Annotated in this window: 24 protein-coding genes and 1 pseudogene; 6 read left to right on the top strand and 19 right to left on the bottom strand. The window is 44.9% G+C overall.

All coding sequences use genetic code 11. The annotated features are described in order from the left end of the window. Positions 1–61: 61 nt before the first annotated feature. Positions 62–1,192: an Ldh family oxidoreductase gene (locus B5G00_RS06815; protein WP_009247458.1), complete on the bottom strand. Its 1,131-nt coding sequence runs from the start codon at positions 1,190–1,192 to the stop codon at positions 62–64. A 134-nt stretch (positions 1,193–1,326) separates the two neighbouring features. Next, the gene (locus B5G00_RS06810; RefSeq protein WP_087270468.1) at positions 1,327–2,034 is read right to left on the bottom strand and encodes a FadR/GntR family transcriptional regulator; all 708 of its coding nucleotides are present in this window, start codon (positions 2,032–2,034) and stop codon (positions 1,327–1,329) included. Between the two features lie 303 nt (positions 2,035–2,337). On the opposite strand from B5G00_RS06810, the gene B5G00_RS06805 reads away from it, so the two are divergent. Further along, entirely contained in the window at positions 2,338–2,709 is a 372-nt protein-coding gene (locus B5G00_RS06805; RefSeq protein WP_087270465.1) for a LacI family DNA-binding transcriptional regulator, read from the top strand. Here the strand turns inward: B5G00_RS06805 and B5G00_RS06800 are convergent. The 14 genes and pseudogenes from B5G00_RS06800 to B5G00_RS06740 form a co-directional block, all read right to left on the bottom strand. After that, complete coding sequence (locus tag B5G00_RS06800) at positions 2,702–2,923, bottom strand: helix-turn-helix domain-containing protein (RefSeq protein ID WP_330396321.1); 222 nt, start codon at positions 2,921–2,923, stop codon at positions 2,702–2,704. The genes B5G00_RS06805 and B5G00_RS06800 overlap by 8 nt on opposite strands. 155 nt (positions 2,924–3,078) lie before the next feature. Then, a complete protein-coding gene (tnpB, locus tag B5G00_RS06795; RefSeq protein ID WP_140403120.1) occupies positions 3,079–3,237 on the bottom strand; it encodes an IS66 family insertion sequence element accessory protein TnpB in 159 nt (52 codons plus the stop codon). A gap of 14 nt (positions 3,238–3,251) precedes the next feature. Then, positions 3,252–3,611 (bottom strand): IS66 family insertion sequence element accessory protein TnpA, encoded by a 360-nt coding sequence (gene tnpA, locus B5G00_RS06790; RefSeq protein ID WP_242971307.1) that lies wholly within the window; start codon positions 3,609–3,611, stop codon positions 3,252–3,254. Positions 3,612–3,922: 311 nt separating this feature from the next. Further along, positions 3,923–4,060 (bottom strand): annotated as a pseudogene (locus B5G00_RS06785) (sporulation transcriptional regulator SpoIIID); the annotation flags it as partial. Between the two features lie 61 nt (positions 4,061–4,121). Beyond that, positions 4,122–5,690 carry a recombinase family protein gene (locus B5G00_RS06780; RefSeq protein WP_087270451.1) on the bottom strand — a complete coding sequence of 523 codons (1,569 nt, stop codon included), beginning with the start codon at positions 5,688–5,690 and terminating at the stop codon, positions 4,122–4,124. Next, complete coding sequence (locus B5G00_RS06775) at positions 5,687–7,411, bottom strand: recombinase family protein (protein ID WP_087270447.1); 1,725 nt, start codon at positions 7,409–7,411, stop codon at positions 5,687–5,689. The genes B5G00_RS06780 and B5G00_RS06775 overlap by 4 nt, the downstream gene beginning before the upstream one ends. Next, positions 7,411–9,084, bottom strand: coding sequence for a recombinase family protein (locus B5G00_RS06770; protein ID WP_087270444.1), 1,674 nt, complete (start codon positions 9,082–9,084; stop codon positions 7,411–7,413). Before B5G00_RS06770 ends, B5G00_RS06775 begins: the two co-directional genes overlap by 1 nt. Positions 9,085–9,214: 130 nt before the next feature. Further along, positions 9,215–9,451 carry a DUF6870 family protein gene (locus tag B5G00_RS06765; RefSeq protein WP_087270441.1) on the bottom strand — a complete coding sequence of 79 codons (237 nt, stop codon included), beginning with the start codon at positions 9,449–9,451 and terminating at the stop codon, positions 9,215–9,217. 73 nt (positions 9,452–9,524) lie between these two features. Beyond that, positions 9,525–9,911 (bottom strand): type II toxin-antitoxin system PemK/MazF family toxin, encoded by a 387-nt coding sequence (locus tag B5G00_RS06760; RefSeq protein ID WP_162613491.1) that lies wholly within the window; start codon positions 9,909–9,911, stop codon positions 9,525–9,527. Positions 9,912–10,207: 296 nt separating this feature from the next. Then, positions 10,208–10,366, bottom strand: coding sequence for a hypothetical protein (locus tag B5G00_RS18870; RefSeq protein WP_162613490.1), 159 nt, complete (start codon positions 10,364–10,366; stop codon positions 10,208–10,210). A gap of 20 nt (positions 10,367–10,386) precedes the next feature. Further along, the gene (locus B5G00_RS06755; protein WP_087270435.1) at positions 10,387–10,950 is read right to left on the bottom strand and encodes a hypothetical protein; all 564 of its coding nucleotides are present in this window, start codon (positions 10,948–10,950) and stop codon (positions 10,387–10,389) included. A gap of 352 nt (positions 10,951–11,302) precedes the next feature. Further along, positions 11,303–11,896, bottom strand: a complete 594-nt coding sequence (locus B5G00_RS06750; protein WP_022346283.1) for a hypothetical protein — start codon at positions 11,894–11,896, stop codon at positions 11,303–11,305. 197 nt (positions 11,897–12,093) lie between these two features. Further along, positions 12,094–12,354 carry a hypothetical protein gene (locus tag B5G00_RS06745; RefSeq protein ID WP_015544917.1) on the bottom strand — a complete coding sequence of 87 codons (261 nt, stop codon included), beginning with the start codon at positions 12,352–12,354 and terminating at the stop codon, positions 12,094–12,096. A gap of 26 nt (positions 12,355–12,380) precedes the next feature. After that, entirely contained in the window at positions 12,381–13,655 is a 1,275-nt protein-coding gene (locus B5G00_RS06740) for a Y-family DNA polymerase (protein WP_087270432.1), read from the bottom strand. 209 nt (positions 13,656–13,864) lie between these two features. Between B5G00_RS06740 and B5G00_RS06735 the strand changes: the two genes are divergently transcribed. The 5 genes from B5G00_RS06735 (at position 13,865) to B5G00_RS06715 (ending at position 16,766) form a co-directional block, all read left to right on the top strand. Then, positions 13,865–14,314: a helix-turn-helix domain-containing protein gene (locus tag B5G00_RS06735; protein ID WP_022346285.1), complete on the top strand. Its 450-nt coding sequence runs from the start codon at positions 13,865–13,867 to the stop codon at positions 14,312–14,314. 84 nt (positions 14,315–14,398) lie between these two features. Further along, positions 14,399–14,950 carry an ImmA/IrrE family metallo-endopeptidase gene (locus B5G00_RS06730; RefSeq protein WP_087270429.1) on the top strand — a complete coding sequence of 184 codons (552 nt, stop codon included), beginning with the start codon at positions 14,399–14,401 and terminating at the stop codon, positions 14,948–14,950. 15 nt (positions 14,951–14,965) lie between these two features. Further along, positions 14,966–15,703 carry a DUF5131 family protein gene (locus B5G00_RS06725; RefSeq protein ID WP_087270426.1) on the top strand — a complete coding sequence of 246 codons (738 nt, stop codon included), beginning with the start codon at positions 14,966–14,968 and terminating at the stop codon, positions 15,701–15,703. A 236-nt stretch (positions 15,704–15,939) separates the two neighbouring features. Further along, the gene (locus B5G00_RS06720; RefSeq protein ID WP_242971306.1) at positions 15,940–16,302 is read left to right on the top strand and encodes a helix-turn-helix domain-containing protein; all 363 of its coding nucleotides are present in this window, start codon (positions 15,940–15,942) and stop codon (positions 16,300–16,302) included. Between the two features lie 110 nt (positions 16,303–16,412). Beyond that, complete coding sequence (locus tag B5G00_RS06715) at positions 16,413–16,766, top strand: hypothetical protein (RefSeq protein ID WP_087270422.1); 354 nt, start codon at positions 16,413–16,415, stop codon at positions 16,764–16,766. A gap of 614 nt (positions 16,767–17,380) precedes the next feature. On the opposite strand, the gene B5G00_RS06710 is transcribed toward B5G00_RS06715, so the two are convergent. From B5G00_RS06710 to B5G00_RS06700, 3 genes are read right to left on the bottom strand one after another with little or no spacing between them, the layout of a single operon-like run. After that, positions 17,381–20,530, bottom strand: a complete 3,150-nt coding sequence (locus B5G00_RS06710; RefSeq protein WP_087270419.1) for a type III restriction-modification system endonuclease — start codon at positions 20,528–20,530, stop codon at positions 17,381–17,383. Beyond that, positions 20,527–21,897 carry an abortive infection family protein gene (locus B5G00_RS19295; RefSeq protein WP_242971305.1) on the bottom strand — a complete coding sequence of 457 codons (1,371 nt, stop codon included), beginning with the start codon at positions 21,895–21,897 and terminating at the stop codon, positions 20,527–20,529. The genes B5G00_RS06710 and B5G00_RS19295 overlap by 4 nt, the downstream gene beginning before the upstream one ends. A gap of 1 nt (position 21,898) precedes the next feature. After that, positions 21,899–23,953: a site-specific DNA-methyltransferase gene (locus B5G00_RS06700; protein ID WP_087270416.1), complete on the bottom strand. Its 2,055-nt coding sequence runs from the start codon at positions 23,951–23,953 to the stop codon at positions 21,899–21,901. Between the last annotated feature and the right edge of the window lie 23 nt (positions 23,954–23,976).

Genomic DNA, 23,976 nt, shown 5'->3' with positions numbered 1-23,976 from the left:
CCGTATCATTCGACTCTTCTATTGTTGCTGTTCACTCCGTTCACAGCAATCTTCTAATCTATTAATAATTACCGGTAAAGAATTTGCTTTCTTTTGGAAGCTCATATCCATCAAAATATTTATTAAAGTCAAGTCCGAGATATCCACACAGATTAGCAAGTTCGACCATCGTATTATCGTTTACAGGTAATCCATGCTCTCTTCTATCTTTTTCTGCCAAAACTTCTTTTTCACCATGTGTATAAATACGATCTTTGCCTTCTGCCTTCGGACTTTCTCTCAAAGCTTCCAGGTATTCTGAAAAGTGTCTGCGGATTGCTTGAGGATCACCAAATGCAGCCGGATCGATTGCCATAAATCCATGACAGATTCCTGTTTTATCCGGGAATGTGCAGCAATGATCCGAAGTAACCCCCATAGAAAGAATGGAACTGAATAGTTCACACAGCATACCATATCCATATCCCTTGTGGCTTCCTGTAACCTCTTCATTTCCACCAAGGGGCATGATTCCACCGCCCTTCTTTGCAACAATATTGGAAAGGACATCCGGTGCATCTGTACTTGCATGACCATCTTTGTCCAGGGCCCATCCATCCGGAAGTGGTTTCTCCATTTTATTGTACATTTCGAGTTTTCCTCTTGTAACTACCGTGGTAGAACAGTCAAAGAAAAACGGATACGGGTCTGCCGGCATAGCTACTGCGATTGGGTTTGATCCAAGCATGGCTTTTTTGCCAAACGTAGGAACCATAATAGCCTCTGAATTTGTACAGGCCATTCCCAGAAGTCCCTCATCGCATGCCATCTTTGCATAATATCCAGCGATACCGAAATGATTAGACTCACGGACAGTTACAATTCCAACTCCGGTCTTTTTGGCTTTTTCGATTGCTTTTTTCATTGCATAAACGGAAATAAGCTGTCCCATTCCATTATGACCATCAATCACTGCAGATATCGGTGTTTCAAATACAATTTCAGGCTTTGCCTGCGGATGGATCGTTCCCTTTTCGATTCCCTTATGATAACGCACCATTCTCTGCATGCCATGACTTTCTATTCCATAAAGGTCAGCCGTAAGAAGCACATCCTTGATCTGATTGCTTTCTTCCTCTGTAAAACCAAACGCCTTGAATACGTCTCCGCAAAAATGATTCAGTGTCTCATGTGACCATTTCACATATCCCATTGTTTCGTCCCTCCTTCTGGTGTTGCCAGTTTTATTTATCGGCATTACCAATTTACATTTTAATTATACCGCCGGTATTACCAAAACGCAATAGAGGTCATATCAATTTACCCTGTAAAAATGCCCAAAATTTCTCAGGATTTTTTTTGCATTTCTTCCATATAACGTTCAATCGTATCCATATGTTCGGACATACATCGTTCCGCCTGTTCTACATCTCCGTTGATGATTGCCTTAACAAGCCGATGATGCTGGTCATCAACCTCTCTGACAGAATTATTCTTTTTCATAATGTAGTCTCTCGTCCCGGAAACAATATTCTCAGTAAGCTGATCTGCTGCCGCAAGGACACTGTAAACCATCGGGTTATCTGCGATCTTTGCAATCTTCTTGTGAAGTTCGCGATCCAGTTCACCCCGTATCTTTTCATCTTCTGCGGCGTCCAGCCGTGCAAGAATCACCCATAATTCTGCTGCATCCAGCGGTGTGCACTTTCGTGCCGCAAGAATTGCCGCTTCTCGCTCCAGTGCCGCACGGAACTGCTGATTCTGGCGCAGATATCCATTATTTAATTTAAAAAGTATGGATAAAGGTTCGATCAGCCAGGTATCCAGGTCCTCCGTAATATAATTTCCGCCTCCCGGCACCGGCTTGACTATTCCCAGCAGTTCCAGTGCTCTCAAAGCTTCTCTGACTGCCGGTCTGGATACTCCCATTATCTCCGCCATTGTCCGCTCCGCCGGAAGGGCATCGCCCGCTTTGAGACTGCCATTCTGAATGTTCTCTATAATCTGATTTAAAATCCCGTTGAAAGCCCGTTCATCTCTAATTTCTTTAAACATGCTCCATTCCTCCACATCCCATTTCCGTCCGTGTATTCTTACAGGCGGTATCATTTTTTCACCGTCTTTCCCATACATTTTATTTTTGGTACAACTGTACAGTACGACAGATATTTCTTATAATATAGCATTCCTGACAGTTTACAGCAAGTGGAATGGATTTTGACCAAGTTGCTGTGAACGGAGCGAACAGCAATCACAGGATTCATTAAGGAATATATGCATCTTTAACAGCGTTAAATAATTTCTGCAATTATGCTAATATTTTTATAAGCCAATCACATTAAGAAGGGAGGCGTTATTATGGCCTCAACAATACGCGATGTTGCAGCTCGTGCCGGTCTTTCTGTAGCTACTGTTTCCAAATACATTAATGGCAAAACAGTAAAAGAAAGCACACGCCTGGCAATAGAAGAAGCAATCAAAGAACTTGACTTTCATCCTAATAATATAGCCAAAGGACTGTGTAATGCCAAATCATTCTCCGTTGCCATCCTGTTACCTATGCTTGATTCCACATTTTGTACTTCTATGATTTCATCAATTGAATCCACTCAGCGTTTAATTGATCTGGGACATAAAGATATTGGAATATTGCTCCCGTCATCAGCCTTGATCACCGCTTTCATGAAAATGTTCTGTCCAATCAGCTTTCCATTAAGCTCCATCACATAATCCAATTCTGCAATGAAGTCAGGATTATTTCGCAGCCATACTCGTTTCTAACAATATTTCGCTGCACATATCCATGGTGTTCCAGTTCTTTGATTGCAGACCGGACAGAATCAATTCCATCCCTGCTCAAGGATGCAAGTCCTTGCATATTATAATTCCAGTCATCCGGCAGACTCAGCATCAGAGACAGCAATCCCTTTGCCTTTAATGACAGGCTCTTGCATAGTATTTTCCTCCCTATATTTGATATAGAATAGGAGAATACTTATTCCGATATTTTTCAACTGTTTTTAACAAAAATATATCATCATGCGATTCTGTCGGAATAATTGAAAAATCGGAATAACTTCATTAATTCCGATGTCGGAATTAATGAAGCGCCTTGATCCGGTCACAGCGTCTCCCACAGAAAAGGAACAGGGAGTTACTGTATGGATCCAATTCATAGGTGTCCCGGACGATTGCCATTAACCCGTCGATGCTCTTGCGCATGTCGGTGTAGCCTGTCACCAGGAAAAATTTTGCCACACCGGACAGCTCGCCTAACAAAGTTGCCGCAGGGCAAGCAGTGTATTACGGATCACATCTGCCCCGGCCTGTTCATGGATTTCGATACGGATCCCCTGCATTTCGAGGCAGACCGATGGTGAAGAAACCGGAACGGTATCCGGATGTGATTCTGTTTCCCAAAGCGGAATCTGGACCACCTCCTGTTTCTGTGTGGCAGCAACAGAAGTTTCCGGAATCTCACAGGCTTTCTTTCGCAAAGCCTTTATGTGGTAATAAAACGTGCTGGTAGGGATTCCGTTCTGAATACACCACTGACGATCCGTAAGTCCGCTGGATCTGCACTGGCTGATCAGTTCTAACCAGTGATCCTGCGAGATTGAAGCTGTACTCATTTGATTCATCTCCTGTAAAGTTAAGAAGTTAGACTTTGGAGTAATCAGGTACAACAAAAGCAACGGTAGATATGAAGTGAAATCGCAACTTTTGTAAATCCAAGATCCGGATATGAAGTGAATTACTCCAAGTATCTGAAGTATCTCATAAAATCCGATTCATTGCTATCCGGTCAATTATTTAGCGCTTACTGTACAATTTTTGCACATACCATAATGTCATGATGCCAGGTCATTTCAGATTTCTCACAAAAAACGGAAGCAGCTGCACAGTCTCTGCACAATCTACCTCCGTTTTACATTTTCCCGTTTTACTCATGTTGATGAAGATATTTCTCCCTGGTAGCCAGTCCGCCCCGGATATGCCGTTCTGATTTGTTTACGTCCAGCACCACTCTGGCCCTGGCCGCAAGAGAGGGGTTGATCTGGAGGAGCCGTTCGGTGACATCTGCTGGTGTCCCATTAGGAATAAAAAAATTTGAGGTTTTGGAGTATTGGCCCTATGGGCTGCTACTCCATCGCCTCGACTGCCGCAAACACATCCTCAAACTTCCAGGTTATCCGGATGTGCTCCGCATCAAATATCAGAACCTTCTCTACAAAGGTCTGTTCCAACTCTTTAGTCAGTGTCTCCGCATAACGGTACTTCTGAACCAGCCTGGAAAACTCACCGAGCTTTGTCTCCCCGCTTTCTCTGGCCTCCCGCTCCATACGGATCTGTTCCAGCTGCTTCCGGGCTTCTTCCAGCTGAAGATTCACACGATTTCTTTCCGAGATGTATTCCTCGCGGCTTAACCTGCCGTCCCGGTACTTCTCATAAAGAATGGTCTTTGCTTTTTCCTGTGTATCAATCCGTTTTTTTAAGCCCGATGTGTCCAGCCGGATCTGCTCCTGCTGATCTGCCTGAGCATTCATCTGTTCCCACCGGACAAACTGTTCAAAATGCCATTTCAGGCTATCCAGCACTGCGCCTCTCAACTGCTCTGCAGGATAAGCGGCCTTGTAGCAAGGTTCTGAAGGATTTACCTCTCCATACCGGCAGAGCAGCTTTTTTCGATCCTTGCTGAAGGACAGCTTCCTCCCGCAGTGAGCGCAGGTAAAGGCATTGTACTTCTGTATGGCCTTTGGCTGGCTTTTCTGATAGGTTAGGAAGGTGGTCTGAGCCTTTGCGAAGTCTTCATAAGAGACTATGGCTTCATGGGTATTCTCAACTCTAACCCATTCTTCCTTTTCCACCGGAGTATCTGCTCCGTAAATGCCATTCAGCGTTCTGCGAAGGGATATCATATTTCCAGCATACCGCTCGTCCCTTAAAATCGCAAGCACTTTTGCCGGGTCCCATGCGGTTTTCCGATTCACCCGCCGCCAGTCCATTCCACGTTTATGATTCAGCGCATATTGAGCAGGAGAGGGGATTTCCATTTCATTCAAGATAGCAGCAATTTTGTTCCCGGAAAGGCCGGAGAGCCGCAGCCGAAAAATCTCCCGGACCACGGTAGCCGCTTCCTCATCAATCACCAGCTTATGCTTATCCACCGCTGATTTCAAGTAGCCATAGGGCGCGTTTGCACTGGCGAATTGGCCCGCCTTTGCCATCTTGTTTCGGACATTCCGTATCTTTTTGGAAGTATCCCGGCTATAAAAGTCATAGATAAAGTTTTTGAACGCCACTTCCAGTCCTGCGGTCTGTTTCCCGCCTTCCTGACTGTCATACCTGTCGTTTACCGCGATGAATCGTACTCCCAGGAAGGGGAAGAGCTGTTCTAGATAATCTCCGATTTCAATATAGTCTCTGCCGAATCTGGAAAAATCCTTTACAATAATGCAATCCACTTCCCGGTGCCTGACCAGCTCCATCAGCTCGACGAACTGAGGGCGGTCAAACTTTTTTCCGCTGTAGCCATCGTCGCATTTTTCTATAATCCGGTAATCCTGAAATTCCGGATGTGATTTCAGATAATCATACAGAAGCATCCTCTGGTTGGTAATACTGTTACTTTCCTCTTTATCAGAGGAAATTCCCACATCATCGTCTTCTTTTGAAAGCCGGATATAGAGCGCCAGTGTCTTTTGTCTCATACTGTCTCCCTCCTGCGTTGTTCTGCCATATCGATCAGCCGCTGAAACTCATCCTCAAAGGCGAAGGTAATAGCCAGATGAGAGTCAGTATGTACCTGGATATCGGCAATAAAGGCTTCCACAATCTCACGGTTTAATTCCTGAAACTCCGCATATTTTCTGACGATATCCGCCAGAGATCCGGTACTGTGATAATCTGCTTCATGCTCTGTCTCCGCCAGTAGAAGCGCATCCACTTCTTTCAGCAGATCTTCTTTTTCTTCTCCGTATTGTTTGCGAAGCGCCAGATATTCCTCTTCATTTAAAATTCCTTCCCGATAGTCTTCATAAATCCCGGTGCTGAGCCGTTCAATTTTGGATATACGGCGCTGTTTTTCCCGAATACGGTTCTGTATATCAGAGGCAACGGCCCTGCCTTTTAGGGAGCGGTTCAGTTTGGCGATTACTTGCTCTGTGTCGAGAAAAGTACGAATGTGGAAGCGAATGGCTTCCTCCACCGTTTTATCAACTGCAGCTTTGCGAATACTCCTCTGAGGGCAGGAAAGATCGTACAACTGCTTTCTCCGGCAGCATTCATATAATGCGTAACGGTCAATGCTCCCGTCCTTCCTGGTTGTCACAAATTTTGTCATCTTCATGGCTCTGCCGCAGTCAGAACAGTGAATCCGGCCACGGAAGAGATTTTCCGGCTGATAATCCTCATTGATTCCCGTCATTTTGAAAAAATCCTGTTTCGCGCCTTCCAGCTTTCTCTGAACAGAATCAAATAATTCCTGATCAATAATCGCCTCATGGGCATTGGGAACGTATTTCCATTCCGATTCTGGAACACGCTGCCGCTTGATTCCTCTGGCAAAGGATGTCCTTTCTTTTCCATAGACCAGCATTCCCAGATACATTTTGTTTGTCAGCAGCCGTTTCACATTGATTCTGTCCCAATAGGAATCCTTGTGTCTTTCTTCTTTTGAAAGACCTTTTATCCAGAGGTAGCGGGCGGGAGAGGGGATGTCCTCCTCATTCAGCTGGCTGGCAATCGCTCCCAGAGCCATTCCGGAATCCCGCATCTGAAAAATCCGTTTCACTATCCCGCAGGTTTCCGGATTGACAATCAGATGATTCTTGTTTTCCGGGTCCTTCAGGTATCCATACACCGGATATTTTCCCATAAACTGTCCCTGCTTTTTCCGAGCCTCAAAGGAAGTAGTGATTTTCTGTGAAATGTCCTTCGCATATCCTTCATTGATAATATTTTTCAGTGGGATAATCAGCGATTCATCCGTCACATCTGGGGAATTGCTGTCATAGCCGTCTGTGATGGAGATAAATCGTACCCGGAAAAACGGGAAAATCTGTTCCAGATAGTTCCCGGCTTCCAGATAATTTCTGCCAAGGCGTGAGAGATCCTTGACCACGATGCAGTTGATTTTCCCATCCTTCATATCCTGCATCATTTCATCAAATGCCGGACGTTCAAACACAGTTCCTGTCGCGCCGTTATCAATATACAGCCGATACAGCCGCATATCCTGCTGATCCGCGATATAGTCCCGCACCAGCCTTTCCTGATTTTCCAGACTGTAACCGTCGGTTTTCCCGCTGTCCTCTATGGAAAGCCGGATATATCCCGCCGTGTGATAAATGTTTTGTTCTTCCTGAAATTCAATTTTAGCTCGTTCCCGATCCAGTACCTCATTGACATCAAGCCTTTTCTTTCGCGCCATCAGACTGCCTCCTTCTTATGTTCCTCCGTTGCGGACAGTATCTCCTGAATCCGATTCAGATCCGCCTCGAAATTGAATATGATTTTAATCCGGTTATCTTCGTAAACCAGAATCTTATTGATAACGATGGCTGCCGCCCAGCGTGTCAGCTGTTCCAGGCGTCCAAACTGCTGAAAGTAATTCATCCATGGAGCACTTGCGCTGTGGCTTTCTTCCAGTTCCGAAATCTGCCGGGTAAGTTCTTTCACTGCGGCCTCTGCCTCAGCGATCCGGCTGTCAAACTCCGCTTTCAGTTTCTGGTATTCTTCCTTATCCAGAAGGTCGTCTTTTAAGTCTTCATAAATCCCGATTTTCAGCCGTTCGGCCTTTTTGCGTTCCTCTTCCTTCCTGGACAGCCGCTCCAGATATTTCTGTATCATCAGCTGCCGTGACGGAGCCTTTTCAATCTGCTTCAGCGCTTCCTGCACATCCAGTACCTTCTGAATATGCAGGTTCACCGCTCCGAGAACCGCTTCCATGAGGTCGTCCTCGCCGATTCTGTGCCAGCTGCATCCGCCTTTCCCGCACTTCTCAGAACAAAGAAAATATCCATAAGTCTGCGCGTCATCCGCTTTCTTCTTTTTGGTATAACGGCTGATCTTACGAACCATGGGATGGCCACAGTCTCCGCAGTAGACAAGGCCGGAAAGGGGAAACACCTGTGTTTCATTAGGAGAAGTACGGGTATCGCGGCCCATCAGGTTCTGGACGATATCGAACAGAACGCGGTCAATCAGGCTTTCATGGGCGTTCTCAACCCGAATCCAGTCAGCCTCATCCACCTCCTGGCGTACCTTAACCTTGTGGTTCGGCGTCGTCTGTTTTCCCTGCACCAGCACTCCGGTGTAAACCTCATTGGTCAGGATTCTGGTTACCGCCTTTGCCGTCCAGACAGCCTTGGGATTCACCTTGAAGGAAGATTCAAAATGACTTCCCAAATATTTTTTGTACTCCATTGGTGACAGAATACCCTGCTCATTCAGCGCATCCGCAATCCGGTACTGGCTCATGCCATTGATTTTCATACGAAAGATGTCCTGTACAACTTGTCCTGCGTATGTATCGACCACCAACTGATTCCGGTTATTCTCGTCCTTCAGATAGCCGTAGCAGGCGAACGCCCCGATAAATTCGCCCTTCTTCCTTTTGATGGCCAGGTGGCTTCTGATCTTTACGGATAAATCCCGGCAGTAGGAATCATTGATCAGGTTCTTAAAGGGGACGACAATATCATGTGCCGTGTCCGCCTCCAAACTGTCATAATTATCATTTACAGCAATAAAACGAATCCCCAGCATGGGAAACAGCTTCTCCAGATAGCGTCCTACCTCAATGTAATTCCTGCCAAACCTGGACAGATCCTTTACGATAATGCAGTTAATCACTCCCTTCTTTACGTCCTCCATCATGGCCTGAAATGCCGGGCGATTGAAATCCGTACCCGAGAAACCATCGTCTTCGCGAATGGATACCACCCGGAATTCCGGTCTGGACTGCAAATAATCCATAATCAGGCTTTTCTGATTTGCAATACTGTTGCTTTCATTTTTGGAACCTGACGCCACATCTCCGTCTTCCTTCGATAATCTCAGGTAAAGAGCCGTGTCGTATCGTTCCAGCCGTTTCTGTAACATATAACATCTGCTCCTTTCTCAAATTATCAGGGAAATACTGTGGGCGGCAGCTGCGGGCAGGCAGCCGCCGCTGGTGCCTGTTTTCAGGTCACTTACAGTATATTGGGGATTCTGCTTTCACTCAAGGATGTCACATTCCTGCCTGAACCATCAGCGCAAACAGGTCGTTGACTGTTCTGCCGTTATGAAGGTAATCGAATTCCACAACCACATTTCCTACACGATAGCGGTACAGATTCTTTGTCTGCCTCTTTAAAGCCTCCAGATCCGGCTGTTTCTGGCTATCCGTCAGTACTCTGACAGAGGACAGTTCTGTCAGTTCAGCCTTGTCCACTGCCTGAACAGCAGCCGTTTCCCTTTCTTCCATTATCAACCACATACACCACCTTCATTCTCTTATCTCATAACTATTGTTAAGTTTCGGAAAATATGCCAGCGGCTCAGGGTGCATCCACAGCCTCCGGAATCCGGTATCCGATATGCGCCGCCAGGGCTTCATCCACCTTAGCCAGATCCGCTTTATCAATTCTTCCAAGGTATTTCTTCAGCAGCCGTTTATCCAGTGTTCTGGGCGATTCACAGAGGGCCGTGGAAGATGATGTGAGAAACGGATACTTTTTCATATCCAGCCGATAATGGGTAGGCTGACCGGGCTTCTTGTCCTTCGAGGTCAATGGAACAATCGTCACCGTGGGAGAAAAGTAGTTTCCCACATCATTCTGCATGATGATCACCAGACGCGTTCCGCTCTGTTCATGGCCGAAATTCTCGCCCAGCTCCGCAATGTATATGTCGCCTTTGTGATAAACCAAATCTTCGTATCTCATATTCTTTATCCTCCTTCGCTGTATGTAAAAGCAGAGGCTGACATAAAGCCAGTCTCCGCATCTTAAAGATATTTTTGCGTCTGTATCTATTTGTCCCCGGCACCCCGATACATGGGAAATCACCAGGCGGCCGGATGCTTCCGGCTCCATAGGCATCTAACCTCCCCGCGGTTCTCGCCGGGCCGTCCCCATTGCGTGATCCCGCTTCCTGCGGGGCTGTGGCTGGACGGAAGTCTCATTATCCCTGTGGTGAATCATCGCCATGCCGGAAGCTATCCGGCACTTACCAGCTGGCATTAACCGCTCCCCTTTGCAGGATCATGGCGTACCACTGGATGTGGCTTCCCATCACAGGACTGTACCTGATGAATGCGTATTTTCTTTTCAATCTGCATTGAAAGAACAACTACGTTCATCAGGCCCTGGGCCTGGAGAAGTGAAGTTTGTCCCTTCACCCCTCCTATTGGGCAACTTTTTAAGATTTAACAAAAAGAAATTTTGCTAATTTAGAAAAAATTTTCTTTTTCCGATAATGGAAAGTCTGCTGTGATATTCCAAGATGTTTTCCAGCTTCCGCTTCGGTTATGATACACCCTGAAAAATACAAAGTTTGAATAATTGCCACTTCATCAGATGACAATGAAGCCAGTGCTTCACGTAACTTTTTAAGCATCTCTTTTTTCTCTATCATTTCATCTATTGAAATACTTTCATCCTGAATTGTATCAATCAGTAGCAGTTCTTCTCCTCCGCTCACCGGAACGTCTGATGAGATAATCATGGTGTCTTTTGCACAGTCGGAAAGATACCGATGGCGGCGAGCCTCTTTATACCAATCCTGATATTCTTCATATCCCGCCTCAATGTAAATCTCATCTGCCTCATATCCAACGTCATCCGTCAAATGAATGAAATATCTTCCTTTCCCTTCCTCCGAATGGGTAAACCGATAAAATTCTTCTCCGCTCATCTGCATCCACTCTGTGTTTTCTTTTTTACTTTCCGGGTTCTTTTTCACCAGATAAATTGTTTTCGCCATATCCGCGATCTCCTTTCTGTGGTTCTGAATGGTTGGTTCAAAACCGGAGATCACGGGTATCTTGTGTTATACCAGCGCCGTTCCTGCACCTGCCAGCCCTCCTTTGCAGGCACAGAAAAAGAGCCGGAGGCTTATTCACCTCTGACTCTCATCTGTGCCGAATGTCTGGCAGACGGCATAAAAAAAGCCCTGTCCCCATCAAAGGCACAAGGCTGAAATTTATTTATTCAATTATCCTGACTGCTATACCGTACTTCTGCCAGCATAGCAATCATAGCAGAACCAAAGTCGGACTTTCAGTAGGGATTCCATCGGACTTTCATCGGGATTTAGTCGGGAAAAGGTCGGGTTTTCATCGGACTGATTCTTCCATACAGCCATATCCATAGCTGTCTTCCCAATACTCGGCTTCTTCATCTGTATGTCCAAGAAATCCTTTTAGCTTTGGTATGGACGCACCCCACAGAGACAGTCCGAATACCAGCACCGCTTCCTTTTTCTTGTCGTAAAAGGTACTGCGCTCCATATCGAGAATTTCCAAAAGTTCCGGCTCCCTGTATTTAAAGCAGGTCAGATAGCATTTGGAAAGAATCTCGCAGTACAGATTCCCGTTGCAGGGATAGTCTCTGACCCGTACCATAGTATCTTCCACGAGTTCGATCATCCAACGTGTCTCAAACAGAGTCTTTATCCGTTCCTCAAAATGTTCCCTGGCTTCATCCGGCGCAAAGGTTTCCAGATAAATCAATGCGTCATCCAGCTGGGAACCGCAGTAGCAAATCAGTTCCTCCCGTACCTGGTCAGCCCGTCCCGCCGTTGACCAGCAGATATCCCGGTATGCGGATAAAATCAGTTTGGAACGGTCATACAGTGTTTTTTCATCCAGCTCCTGCATCCGGCACAGCCTCCGGATGCTGTTTAATGTCTGTGTATTTTTGCGGCTCATTTTTCAATCTCCCTTCATCATTCGTTCATCTTATAAAATCCTTTCTAAGCGTGCTGGCCCGATAAAGGGAAAGGAAATCGGGGGACACGCAGTATGTAACCAGCAAGTTCCGTCGCGCGAAGCTGCGCTGCCGGTTCTCTATCTGTATCGGCTGCCTTTGCTCCCAAGACAGCGTTAGAAAATAATCTCATTCATCTTCACTGCGGATGTTTAGCTTCCACAAACCATTTATAGTTTTCTTCATAATACAGCTGAGACTCCTGCCCGCTGATGATTACCGTATACCGCAGTCCCACACCGCCTGCCTTCCGGCTGGCCGCTCTGCAGATCTGTTTTATCCGGTCAATCTGAAATATATGTCCATCCGTCCAGCGTATCCAGGAAGGGCGCATCTTTCCTTCTGCAGTAAACTCTACCCCTACATCTACATATACTTTGCAGCTTTTCTGTTCCTCCATCGCTTACACCTCGTTTTCCGGTACAGCTATCCGGCATATGCGCCGGTTCTGTTCCCTCTTTCCATATAGCCGTGAGGATGAACGACATTGTCCTCCTTTGCGTTCAGCGCGGCTAATTTGCGGTCTGTGTACATCAGTCCCCGTTGAATCGCATAGAATCCAAACCTTCTACGGATCGTATCCACCGCCACATCCACCCTGTGCTGTTTCTCACGCTGCTCCTGGCTGATGAACAGGTCAAGCTGTATTGGACAGTCCTCCAGAACCAGATCCGACACACGGACACCCATGCTCCGGATCGGCTTCTCCCATTTATAGCTTTCCCGAAACAGCTTCATGGCCACAGCGGCAATCTCACTGGTGATATTGGTTGGCATCGAAATCTTATGCTGGCGGGTAAAGCTGTACAAATCTTTATCCCGGACGGAGATTTCCACCACATCACCTTTAAAATGATTATCACGGAGCCGCGCCGCGACACTCTCTGCCAGGAGATATACAACAATCGCCACATCCGATTCATTTACCAGATCTCTGGGTGTGGTGGTACTGTTTCCAATGCTCTTAATGGGAGCGGAGGTATTTTCCCTGCTGACTGGAGTCTGATCCTCGCCATTAGCAAACGCATGAAGTATATAAGCCATTTTTCCAAGTCTGCGGCTCAGAATGCCCGGATCTGCCTCAGCCAGATGCCCGATGGTGCGGATTCCATAATCGCGCAGCTTTCTCTTTGTGGCCGGACCAACGAAAAGCAGATCTTCCGCCGGAAGAGGCCAGACAATATGCCTGTAGTTTTGCTTGCTGATCTCGGTAATGGCATCCGGTTTCTTATAGTCGGAACCGAGTTTGGCAAATATCTTGTTCCAGGAAACGCCGATACTGACGGTAATTCCCAGCTCAAATTTAATCCGGCGGCTGATTTCCGCTGCAATCGTCATACCATCGCCCTTCAGGGAGCAGCTGTCTGTCACATCCAGCCAGCTCTCGTCCACCCCAAAGGCCTCCTGCTTATCTGTATATTCTCCGTAAATTTCATGTGCCAGCCGGGAAAACCGCAGATACAAATCCATATGCGGCGGAACAAACTGAATCTCCGGACAGACCTCCCTGGCCTGCCAGAGCGCCATGCCAGTCTTTACTCCTGCCTTTTTCGCCAGCTTATCCTTCGCAAGTACAATACCGTGTCTGGCTTCCGGATCTCCCCCGACAGCAAGGGGCCTGCCGCGCAGCTCCGGATGATGAAGAAGTTCAATACTGGCATAACAGTTATTCATATCTGAGTGGAGTATCACTCTGTCCATTCTTCCACCTCTTTCTCGTATCTTTCCGCATAATTCCGCAATTTTCAGCACGATTATTACTTGACATCCCTGCTTTCAGCATCTATAATGTGCATATAGTTGCTAGAACATACGTTTTATTTGATTCGTATTCTAGCAAGAATCAGCCGGATTGTCAATATCTAATCCGCAAGAATACGCACAATATTTTACAGAATGGAGGCAATCGCATGAAACCCTTTACGGAAAAAGTCAGGGAACACCGCGGACAGCTGGGGCTCAGCCAGCAGGAGCTTGCAGACAAAGCAGGGATCGGAGTGCGCACGCTCACCTACTATGAATGCGGCAAGCGTTTCCCCCAGGCCGCACAACTGTACAAGCTGGCAAAGGCTCTCGGCGTTTCCACCGAGTATCTGAAGAATGACGAGATTGAAGATCCCAGTTACGGCATGGATCGCATGGACTATGTAGAGGAAATGCGGCAGAAGGGCGGACGGCGCGAATCCCTTGATCTGGAAGAAATGCTCCGGGAAAATCAGGCGCTCTTTGCCGGAGGAACCATCAGCGAAGAAGCAAAAGACGCCTACTTTCAGGCAGTCATGAAGGCATACCTCGAATGTAAAGAGGCGGCCAAAGAGACCTATGGACGAAAGAAAAAGACTGCTCCCGACAGGCAGTGATCCGGTTACTGGAACAGCTTATCAAGCAAGCTGTTCAAAATGCCTGTCAACAGGCGCTTGTATATGGGGAGGATGTGATTTCGATTGACCATAGAACAGATTTCAGACGCTGCAAAGCGATTAAAGAAAAAATATGATGAGACAGATCCGGAAAGGCTGGCTGAACAGATGAAAATCCTTGTATCACGGGAACCAATGGGGCTGTTTGAGGGCTGCTGCAAGGGCTTTTTTCTGGTTCACAGGCGGAAAAAACACATTACCATCAACGGCGATCTGCCGGACGTCCTGCAGAAAGTGGTGCTGGCCCATGAGCTGGGACACTGCGTCCTGCATTCCGGTTCTTCCAGCGCGGCCTTCCATGAGGTCATTCTCTTTGATACGGCAGACCAAAAGGAATACGAAGCCAACGTCTTTGCCTCAGAACTGCTTCTCCCGGATGAAGCTGTACTGGAGGTGCTGAATGACGATATGTTTTTCTTTCAGGCAGCGAAAGCCTTATATGTTCCTTCCGAACTGCTGGATTTCAAATTCCGCATTCTGAAGCGGCGCGGTTACAAGGTAGAGTCTCCCATAACGGCAAACGGAGATTTCCTGAAAAATCTGGAACAGCGGACTGATGTCCCGGCATTTGATTGAAAGGGGGCTTTTGGTATGGCAACATGGAATCCCTGGCATGGCTGCACGAAGATCAGCCCAGGCTGTTACCACTGCTATGTGTACCGACGGGATGCCGAGTTTGGCAAGGATACTTCTGTCGTTTCCAAAACGGCCTCTTTCAATCTGCCCGTAAAGAAGAACCGAAAAGGAGAATATAAGCTCCAGCCGGACGGCGATTATGTATATACCTGCTTTACATCTGATTTTTTTCACCCTGCAGCTGACGAATGGCGAAAAAAGGCCTGGGCGATGATGAAAGAGAGGGATGACCTGAACTTCTTTTTTGTAACCAAACGTCCCGAGCGATTCTCTGTCAGCCTGCCGGATGACTGGGGCGACGGCTATGAAAACGTACATATCTGCTGCACCTGTGAGAACCAGCGTATGACCGACAAACGGCTGCCGTTATTTCTGGAGCTTCCTATCCGCCACAAATCTATTATCCATGAGCCAATGCTGGGATCCATCAATATCCGTCCCTATCTGGCACAGTACCACGATTGCATAGAGGAAGTGACCTGTGGCGGAGAATCCGGTGAAGAAGCCAGAATCTGCGATTATGCCTGGATTCTAAACACCATGATGCAGTGTGTGGAATATAACGTCAGCTTTCATTTTAAGCAGACCGGAGCCAAATTTAAACGGGGGAACCGGGTTTATCAGATCGACCGAAAAGATCAGCTGACCCAGGCCAGAAAGGCAGGGATCGATTTCCAGGGCGCTCAAAATTGAGGCAAAATGAAATCTACGAAAAAGCTCGAATTTTGCGGTCGAATTCTGTTGCAAATATATAGGGGATAATAGTAGAATTTAGAAGAAGGGCATCGGAACTATCTACTATGACCCCCTTTTCTTTCGTCTCAATACTACCTAATTAGATACTAAAGCATATCTTCTAATTAGTCTAATAAAACTTCTGCTTTACAGGTAAAATAAGACCAGTATAAGCAGAAGGAAGGTGATTGTACTTGTCAGTTGAGCTTGAGAATCCAGCAATGCCGGAAATCACTCAGGTATCTGCAGCTGATTTTATTGGGCCGAGAGTAAAAGAACTGTGCGATAAGCAGCAGATCACCAAGTACCGCCTCTCACAAATGACAGGAGTGACGCAAACTGTCCTGTCACGAATCATTAAGAGAGAAAATGTACCGACAATTCAGACGCTCGAAAAGATATGCGCCGCCTTGAACATATCGCTGGCACAGTTCTTTGCGAAAGATGAGAATCCTCCGGATCTGACTGCCGAACAAAAAGAAATCATTGAAACGTGGAACGGGTTAAGCCCGGAAGAACGTGAAAGATTGATGAAAATTATACGCACTTTCCAATAGGAGTAGTTTCTGATGAACCAATCGGATGAGCTGCTCCTTATTTTGTGCTTTCAGGACAGTTTCGTCCGTATCTGGGTAACTGTCACTCAGCACGATAAGGAAGGTGTCGTATGAAACTTACCAAAGAACAAATAGAAAATGTAAAAAGTTTTTTGCTTGAAACATTCGCTTTTAACGAAGAACAGCTTGCAGCCATCGATGGACTAATACCCATGACCCAAGAGGTTTTCGAATCCATTCTTGAACGCTGTAATGAGCTTGGATCTGCGGCCGACAAAATTTTTTATCGGCTTCTCAGGGACTATCCGGATTTGACAGATGTTTACGGTCAAAAACTGGAAAAGGAATTGGATGAAAAATATCCTGATACGGAACTTCCGGAAGAAACGCCGGAAGAGCGACAGGCAGCGTGGGAACGGCTGTGTGCTCGGATTAGGGCGGAATTTGGGGAGGATGCAATTTAATTTTGTCACCTATACCGTGATACTCCCCTGGATTACTTTGAACCGCATTATATCTGACCCCAAATGTATACTATTCTACATTAATTGTACAGCAAAATTTCAAAATTAGGACTCAATATTATTTCAGAATTTTCAGCAATGTCAATCTCTCTTCTTGTCTAGTTTACTCACATTGAACATGCCTTTAACATTATGAGCAAATCACGGCCACTTTGTTCAGACCACCAGCGGGGCTGGTGGTCTGAGTTAGCTCCTCCAGGGCCTTTTGGTGTTTCTACCAATAATTTTTGCTACACTTTCTTTCGGTAGAATCGCAACATATGAAGCAGGGCGGATATTGAAATTTTTTAGGAGCAGCCTCCGTCATAAACTTAACAGTAACATAGGAAGTATCCTGTTGCGTAATGGCTCCTTCTCCAAATTTATAATGTTTTACCTTCCTTCCAATTAAGCCCATAATATGGGAAATCCTTTCTTTGTATTATATATCGCAGTCAATAAATTCCCGTTCTAATATTTCCTAGAGTAAGTCACACACGAAGCTGAAATTTTTGTTACTCGTTGCTGAAATCAAACTTTTATAAATGCAACTCTACCCCTAAGACATTTATAAGTCACAACAACTTCATCACATTCAACAAATTCTGGTAGCTGTCCACATCGTGATATTTCACATTACTTGTAGACATTTCGTTGAACAGCTTCTTAGCGCAGGAAATCTTTGCCTGCTCAATCGGTCTGAGGTTCAGACTCTCCATAGTACCCTTGGTTTCTGCCACAAAGAAAATATGTTTTACGGTTCCTTCATAAAAAGCTATCGCCCAGTCAGGTGAGTAATTCCCCACAGGAGTAGGAATATGGAATCCCTTCGGCAGTTTTGCGTATACGCAGACTTCCTGCGCTGCATCCAAGTCTTCCACAAAACGGCGCTCAATGCTCATTTCAGCAGAACCGTCCGTAAATACATAATCCTGAATTGCTTTATTCGCACGAAAGGCTTTATCAAAGCTCTGTGCGCTCTTTTCTGCGGTAAAGATAGCACTATCATAGCCGCCTTCAATTTGATTGTAGGAAATGTGTTCAACAATCATAGTTGCTTTTTGTTCTTTAATCAGTTTAATGACCTTAGAGATAAACTCTTCCGGATTGTTTTTGAACATATAAAGCTTATCCAGTCTTAAGCCTTTCAAAATAGCCGCTGCTGTTTTACGGGTCAGAACAGTTCCCTCAGCAACTTTACCAATTAAATCGTATTTTATCTGGCTTGTATGAGCGTGAGTTAATGTATAAGTACCAGAGCTTTCCCTTACAAACGAATCTCCACGGCTTATCTCATATTCATTCATTTGAGACTTTTGTCTGCCAACCGTTGTTGTATATTGAAGTTCTGAAACAAATAATTTTTCGTTGATATGCGCAATCGACTTACGAATAAGTTCATCGCTGTCAAACTCAACGGTATAAGCATATTTGTGATTGATCTGCTTCCATAGTGCCTGAAACTCAGCCTTTGCAAAATTCTCATTCAGCGGATTCTCTTTAACCTTCGTCTCATGACCATCAGAGAACATATCATTGAGAACACTATCATCATAAACAGACTGAATCAGGGTATGGATACCCTCTGCCATAGATTGAATTTCTTCAGGAAGCGGAGCAACGGTTCCCATCTTCACATCAGTACGATACTTATCGGTAACCTTGCGCTTCATATCGACATAGCCATTGCTGATAAGATAGAACTCAATGGCATCGGCAGTATTGCCGTCAATAAGAGTAGGGGTTCCATCCACTTTGACATATTTGCCCTTGAAGTATTCGCTGGTGGCAGTCGTCGGTCTGTCATACAGAACAGTCTTAATGTCGCTTTGAAGATCAGCCACGAAGCCCTTATAGCTTTCGCTTGCAATTACTGTAAGCATATTGATGTCATGAACACTGTCACCGCAGCTTTCTGCATCCATTCGAGTACCATGCTGGTTTACACAGAGACGCAAACCACGACCCACTTCCTGGCGTTTCGCTGTCTGACTGTCAGAATGCTTCAGCGTACAAATCTGAAATACATTCGGGTTATCCCATCCCTCTCGCAAAGCAGAGTGAGAGAAGATAAAACGTGTCGGCTCGTCAAAGGACAGCAGACGTTCTTTGTTCTTCAAAATCAGATCGTAAGCGGAAATATCGTCAGAAAACTCGCTGCCACGCTTCAGCTGACTGTCGATACTTCTGCCGGTCTTTTTGTCAATACTGAAATATCCTTTGTGAACCGTACTTACATCACTGCACATAGATTTCAAATATTTCTGGTAAGGAGTATCGAAAACAGTAATATAGTCGTTGAGTACATTCAGGTATTCCTCCTCGAATATCCTCCCATATTCACCCAGGATTTCGTTGCCATCTGCATCGTACTGACGATACTTGGAAACCTCGTCAATGAAGAAAAGAGAGAGGGACTTGATTCCCATATTAAACAACTTTTCTTCCTTCTCAAAGTGAGAAAGGATAGTTTCCCGAATCTGAATCCTGCGCATATCAGACTCTGACACATCGCCGGAAACCTCACCGGTTTTGATTACTTCGCCGTTGGTAAAGGTCACTGTGCCACGGAACGGATCAATGTCAGAGATTGTATATCCCTTGTACTGCTCCATTCCCTGAGATACATAGTAAAGATTATCATCAACGCCCAAAACACGAGTTTCCCGGTTAATGGACTTATTATAACCGATTTCCAGCTCGATACGAGCCATCGGCGGTTTCTTGGAAGAGAGAACGATCTGCTCCAGGAACATATAGCTATCCGTGCCTCGGAAGTTCTTTACTTCAAAGCCCTTCACCTCAATCTTCTTAACCAAACGCTTGTTGAACGCATCCAGAGCATCCAGAACATAAACCGTATTGTGCTTAACGGCATGAGTTGCAGAATAATTCAGCGTAAACAGAGGATTGAAATTCTTCAACGCTTTCTGGGTAACAGCGCCGCCCATCTTCTGCGGTTCGTCCAAAATGATAATGGGTCTGTTCGCCTTAATCACATCAATCGGGCGGCGGGAACCAAACTCATCACGCTTGGAATAAATAATACGGGCTTCCTTACTCCTGCCGTCCTCTTTCAGAGAAGAAGCAAAAGCCTGCGTATTGATAATCATTACATTGATACCGGAGCTGGACGAAAAGTTATCCAGCTGATTCAGGTTTGAGCTATTGTAGATGAAGAAACGAGCTTTCTTTCCGTAATACTCCATGAAATGGTCGGCGGTAATTTCAAAGTTTTTTTTCACGCCCTCTCGGATAGCGATGGACGGAACAACAACAATGAACTTACTCCAGCCGTATTTTTTATTCAACTCGAACATCGTCTTGATATAAACATAGGTCTTACCGGTACCCGTCTCCATTTCAATATCAAGGCTGCACCTGCCCAAATCTTTCACAAGATTTGGAGACTGTTTAATGTTGTTCTGGCTCTGTATCTTCTGAATATTCATCAGTAGCTGATCGTCCGTCAGTTCTACCACTTCGTTTTTATAGCCGGTATCATCGTCATCTAAATCATAGATGTTCAGCTGACGATCCTCACCAGTATCCCAGGAGTACTGCTGATCCATCTCGATATTTAACCGCATCTGCTGATTCGCCTGTCTCTTGCCCACATCCCGAATGTAGCTGATCCTGTCGTGATATCCCTGTCCCTGAAACACCTTAACAACAGCATCGACAGCGTCCGTCTGATATTGCTGTATCTTAAAATTAAATTTCACTTTGACATCCCTCCTTCGTATGTGTCCCATAGAAAGGTAACAAAAGTAATGCTACATCCAACTGCTAATTTTGCGTGCCTTGTTTCCAACCCTGTAAATGAAGCACTTTTTCCATGTCCACTACCATACGGATTGCGGATTTCAGCAAGTTTTGTAGTTATACCTCTTAAATTGCCGAGGACAGCCTTAATATTTTCTGACACCGGATCTGTGTCAGAAATAGCTTTGGGTGTCAAATTAAGATGTTTCAGCGTTTCTCCGGTCAATTTGCCCATGTCCCAATTTTTGTCCCATGCTATTTTTTCATTTTCCAAAATAGTCTTGCAGCAGCTCTCTATGAGTTCCTTGGCTTTTCCTATGGCATCCGTTGGATTCTCCGTCTGCATCCTGAGCATAAGCTCTATTTGCTTTGAAAGATACTCGCTGGTGAATTTTTCTTGGAGTGCAACAGCATTTGATGCAAGCGGAGTTGAATTGAGAATGCTGTGAAACTGCCCCTGCTCTAACCGGTATGAGACGCTATACAAACTAAAAAGCGTATTTATCTGAGAAGCGAAATCATTATCCATATTATATTTTTCAAAGAACTCAATCGCATCTAAAACATAAAAGGGTGAGTTTCTCAATACAAACTGCTGCATATCGTTTGTTTCGATGTAGTTGCCTGCTTCATCGTAACACTTGGGCTGATAAAATTGTGCTATATCCCGAAAAACACATTCATTTGTTGTAATGTCATAATCCAAGCCGGTTTCGGTTGTCTCTCGATAGACAACCGAGTGTTTTTCGAGAAGATTATAGATTTGCTTGCGTAGATTCATCTTTAAGCTGAGTTGAATGTGCCTTGCCTTGATTTCTTTTTTATTTCTCTGTGAGAATGGAATAAACAAAGCATTTGCCTCTGGGTCATACTTTCTCCATCCAAATACATCTCGACCAGATATTTTGCTTTCAGGATAAAGTTCATATCCATCTGCATGGAGAAGTCCATTTACTGCCTCAAGAAACTCTTTCCAATACCCATTTTCATTTCTTACAGCCGGATGAAACACTGCACAAAGAAATTTCAGTAGCACTTCATCCTCGCCGTTTAGCAAACCGAACCGTTCGTCTTCAAAAATCCATCCATCTTCATAGTCATCGTTGTTGATGGTATGCTGCCATATATCGCCCTCGGCATTGTCAAAACGACTATCACAGCTGGGTAAAGCTTTCAGGTCATAAATTCGCTTCAGAAAATCCAATTCGCTCAATTTACCATAATAACCATAGCTAATTCGCTTATTTTCCCAAAATTCCTCAATGTCCATGCCATAGAGAAACAAAGCAAAAATATCCCTCCGTGTTATCTCTGTTATCTGTTTCAATTTACAGCACCTTCCTTACTGTGTCAGGACTATATGCAGCAAAAATCTGCTCAAAGTTCGCAGCGACACTGTCATTTGCCAGGGAGCTGTCACGCATCACAAAATAATAAGGCTGCTTCTGAGCAATCGCCTTAATCGTCTCATCATTCACATCGGCATCGAAGCAGGCAATCAGGAAGCCATCGGCAACATCAAATACCTTCTTGCCAGCAATCTCCTTTTCCTCAATTTTACTGGAAAGTTCGATACCCAAATCAAGCATCACCTGGAACAGCAGGTCTTCAGGAGTTCTGTCCTCTTTGATGTTGTCGGTCATAAAGTCGAACAGGTCTGCCTCATAATCGGCAGGGCTGTAGTAAACATCTTTCATATTGGAACTGTCACATTTCAACACACGAAAACCGACATCCAACTGCTGGGTACCCAGAGGATCCTCCTCTTTAATCTTAGCACCGGCACGGCGGATACGCTCTTTGCCGATTTCACATATTGTCTGTGCATCGAAATCATATTCAACAGATGACAACTCAGGGATTTCAGGTAATTGCACCATAATAAATTTTCTATTTCCACCATCCCTGTTGTTACAATTCATCACCGCATGTGCAGTTGTTGCAGATCCCGAGAAAAAATCCAACACTATATCATCCTCATCTACTGTAGTGCCTACTTTACATAACTGTTCAACAAAAGCAACTGCTTTTTTCCCATTTGGATAAGGGACACCACCTTCCCGAGCAACATTATTCCAATTAAATCCACTCCAAAAAGTCCCGACTTTTTCCTTTTTGTAGATAATACCATTTTCTTTTATACATAGAACGTCAAACCAACTAACAAGCCTTTTCTGTTCCCCAACGAAATAAATCGTTGTAAGTTTATTCTTATTACGACCTGAAATAGGCATATATTCTACAGAGAACAGTCCATCATCCCCCATAGTAGCTTTTTTTATCCGTGTCCTAATAGAAGTTTGAGCATTTTCTGTTGTACAAATCCTGTCTAAATATCTATAAAACACATCAATTATACTACAATTCTCCTCCTGCGAAATCTTTTTTAAGCTTTTGGTTTCATAGCCAGTATGTTTATAGATAATCATATCTTGACCCGAACCGTCTTTGATTGTTTTTACATACTCCTTTTTGCCAAGATTCGTAAACACAGTTGTATATTTGAAACTACGGTTTGAGGCTTCCATTTCCGAAAGAAACTGACCTATTTCAACAGGACGATAAAGCTCCTTGAATCCCGTAAAATCACCCTTAGCATAGCAAAGAACGAACTCAATATTCTTTTTTAGACGACGATCTTCGCCACCGCCTGATGCTCCCGAACTATCTTTAGTCTTTAGGGATATTATATTAACAAAATTACTTGCCCCAAATATCTCATCACATATTTTTTTGAGATTTTCCAACTCATTATCATCAATGCTGATGAATATTACACCATCAGGCGTCAACAGATCCTTTGCGATACGAAGACGAGGATAAATCATATTTAACCAATCAGTATGGAAGCGACCATTATTTTCTGTATTGGCTACCAAACGATTGCCCCCATCATCAAACTGTCCGCTGTTTGCAAGATATTCCTCTGTGCTCTGTGCAAAATCATCTTCATACACAAAGTCATTTCCCGTATTGTAAGGCGGATCTATGTAAATCATTTTGATTTTGCCAAGATAAGTTTCTTGAAGCAGTTTCAACACTTCAAGGTTATCGCCCTCAATATATAGGTTTTCGGAATCAAAGCCGCCTGGTGTACCATCTTTACCCACGCTTTCTTCACGGTAAGGACGCAGGGTTTTGGAAATCGGCGCATTTGCCAGAAGAACCGATTTCTTCTTATCCGGCCATGTGAACTGATAACGTTCCTCATTGCCATCAACCACCGTGCAGGAAATCTCCTGCATCAGAACATCCTTATCAATAGCACGGACTACTTCGCCGTTTTCATTGATTGTCTCCGTAACAGCATTCGGGAACAATGCTGCCAGCTTTTTGAAATTTTCATCCGCCCGATTGGGGGTGTGCATCTTCAATTTGTCCATTAGATTTTTCCTCCATACATATA

Source organism: Blautia sp. An46 (assembly GCF_002161645.1).
Classification (GTDB): Bacteria; Bacillota; Clostridia; order Lachnospirales; family Lachnospiraceae; genus Blautia; species Blautia ornithocaccae.
The sequence above is the reverse complement of the archived record's forward strand: the minus strand, read 5'-3'. Positions and strand labels throughout refer to the sequence as shown.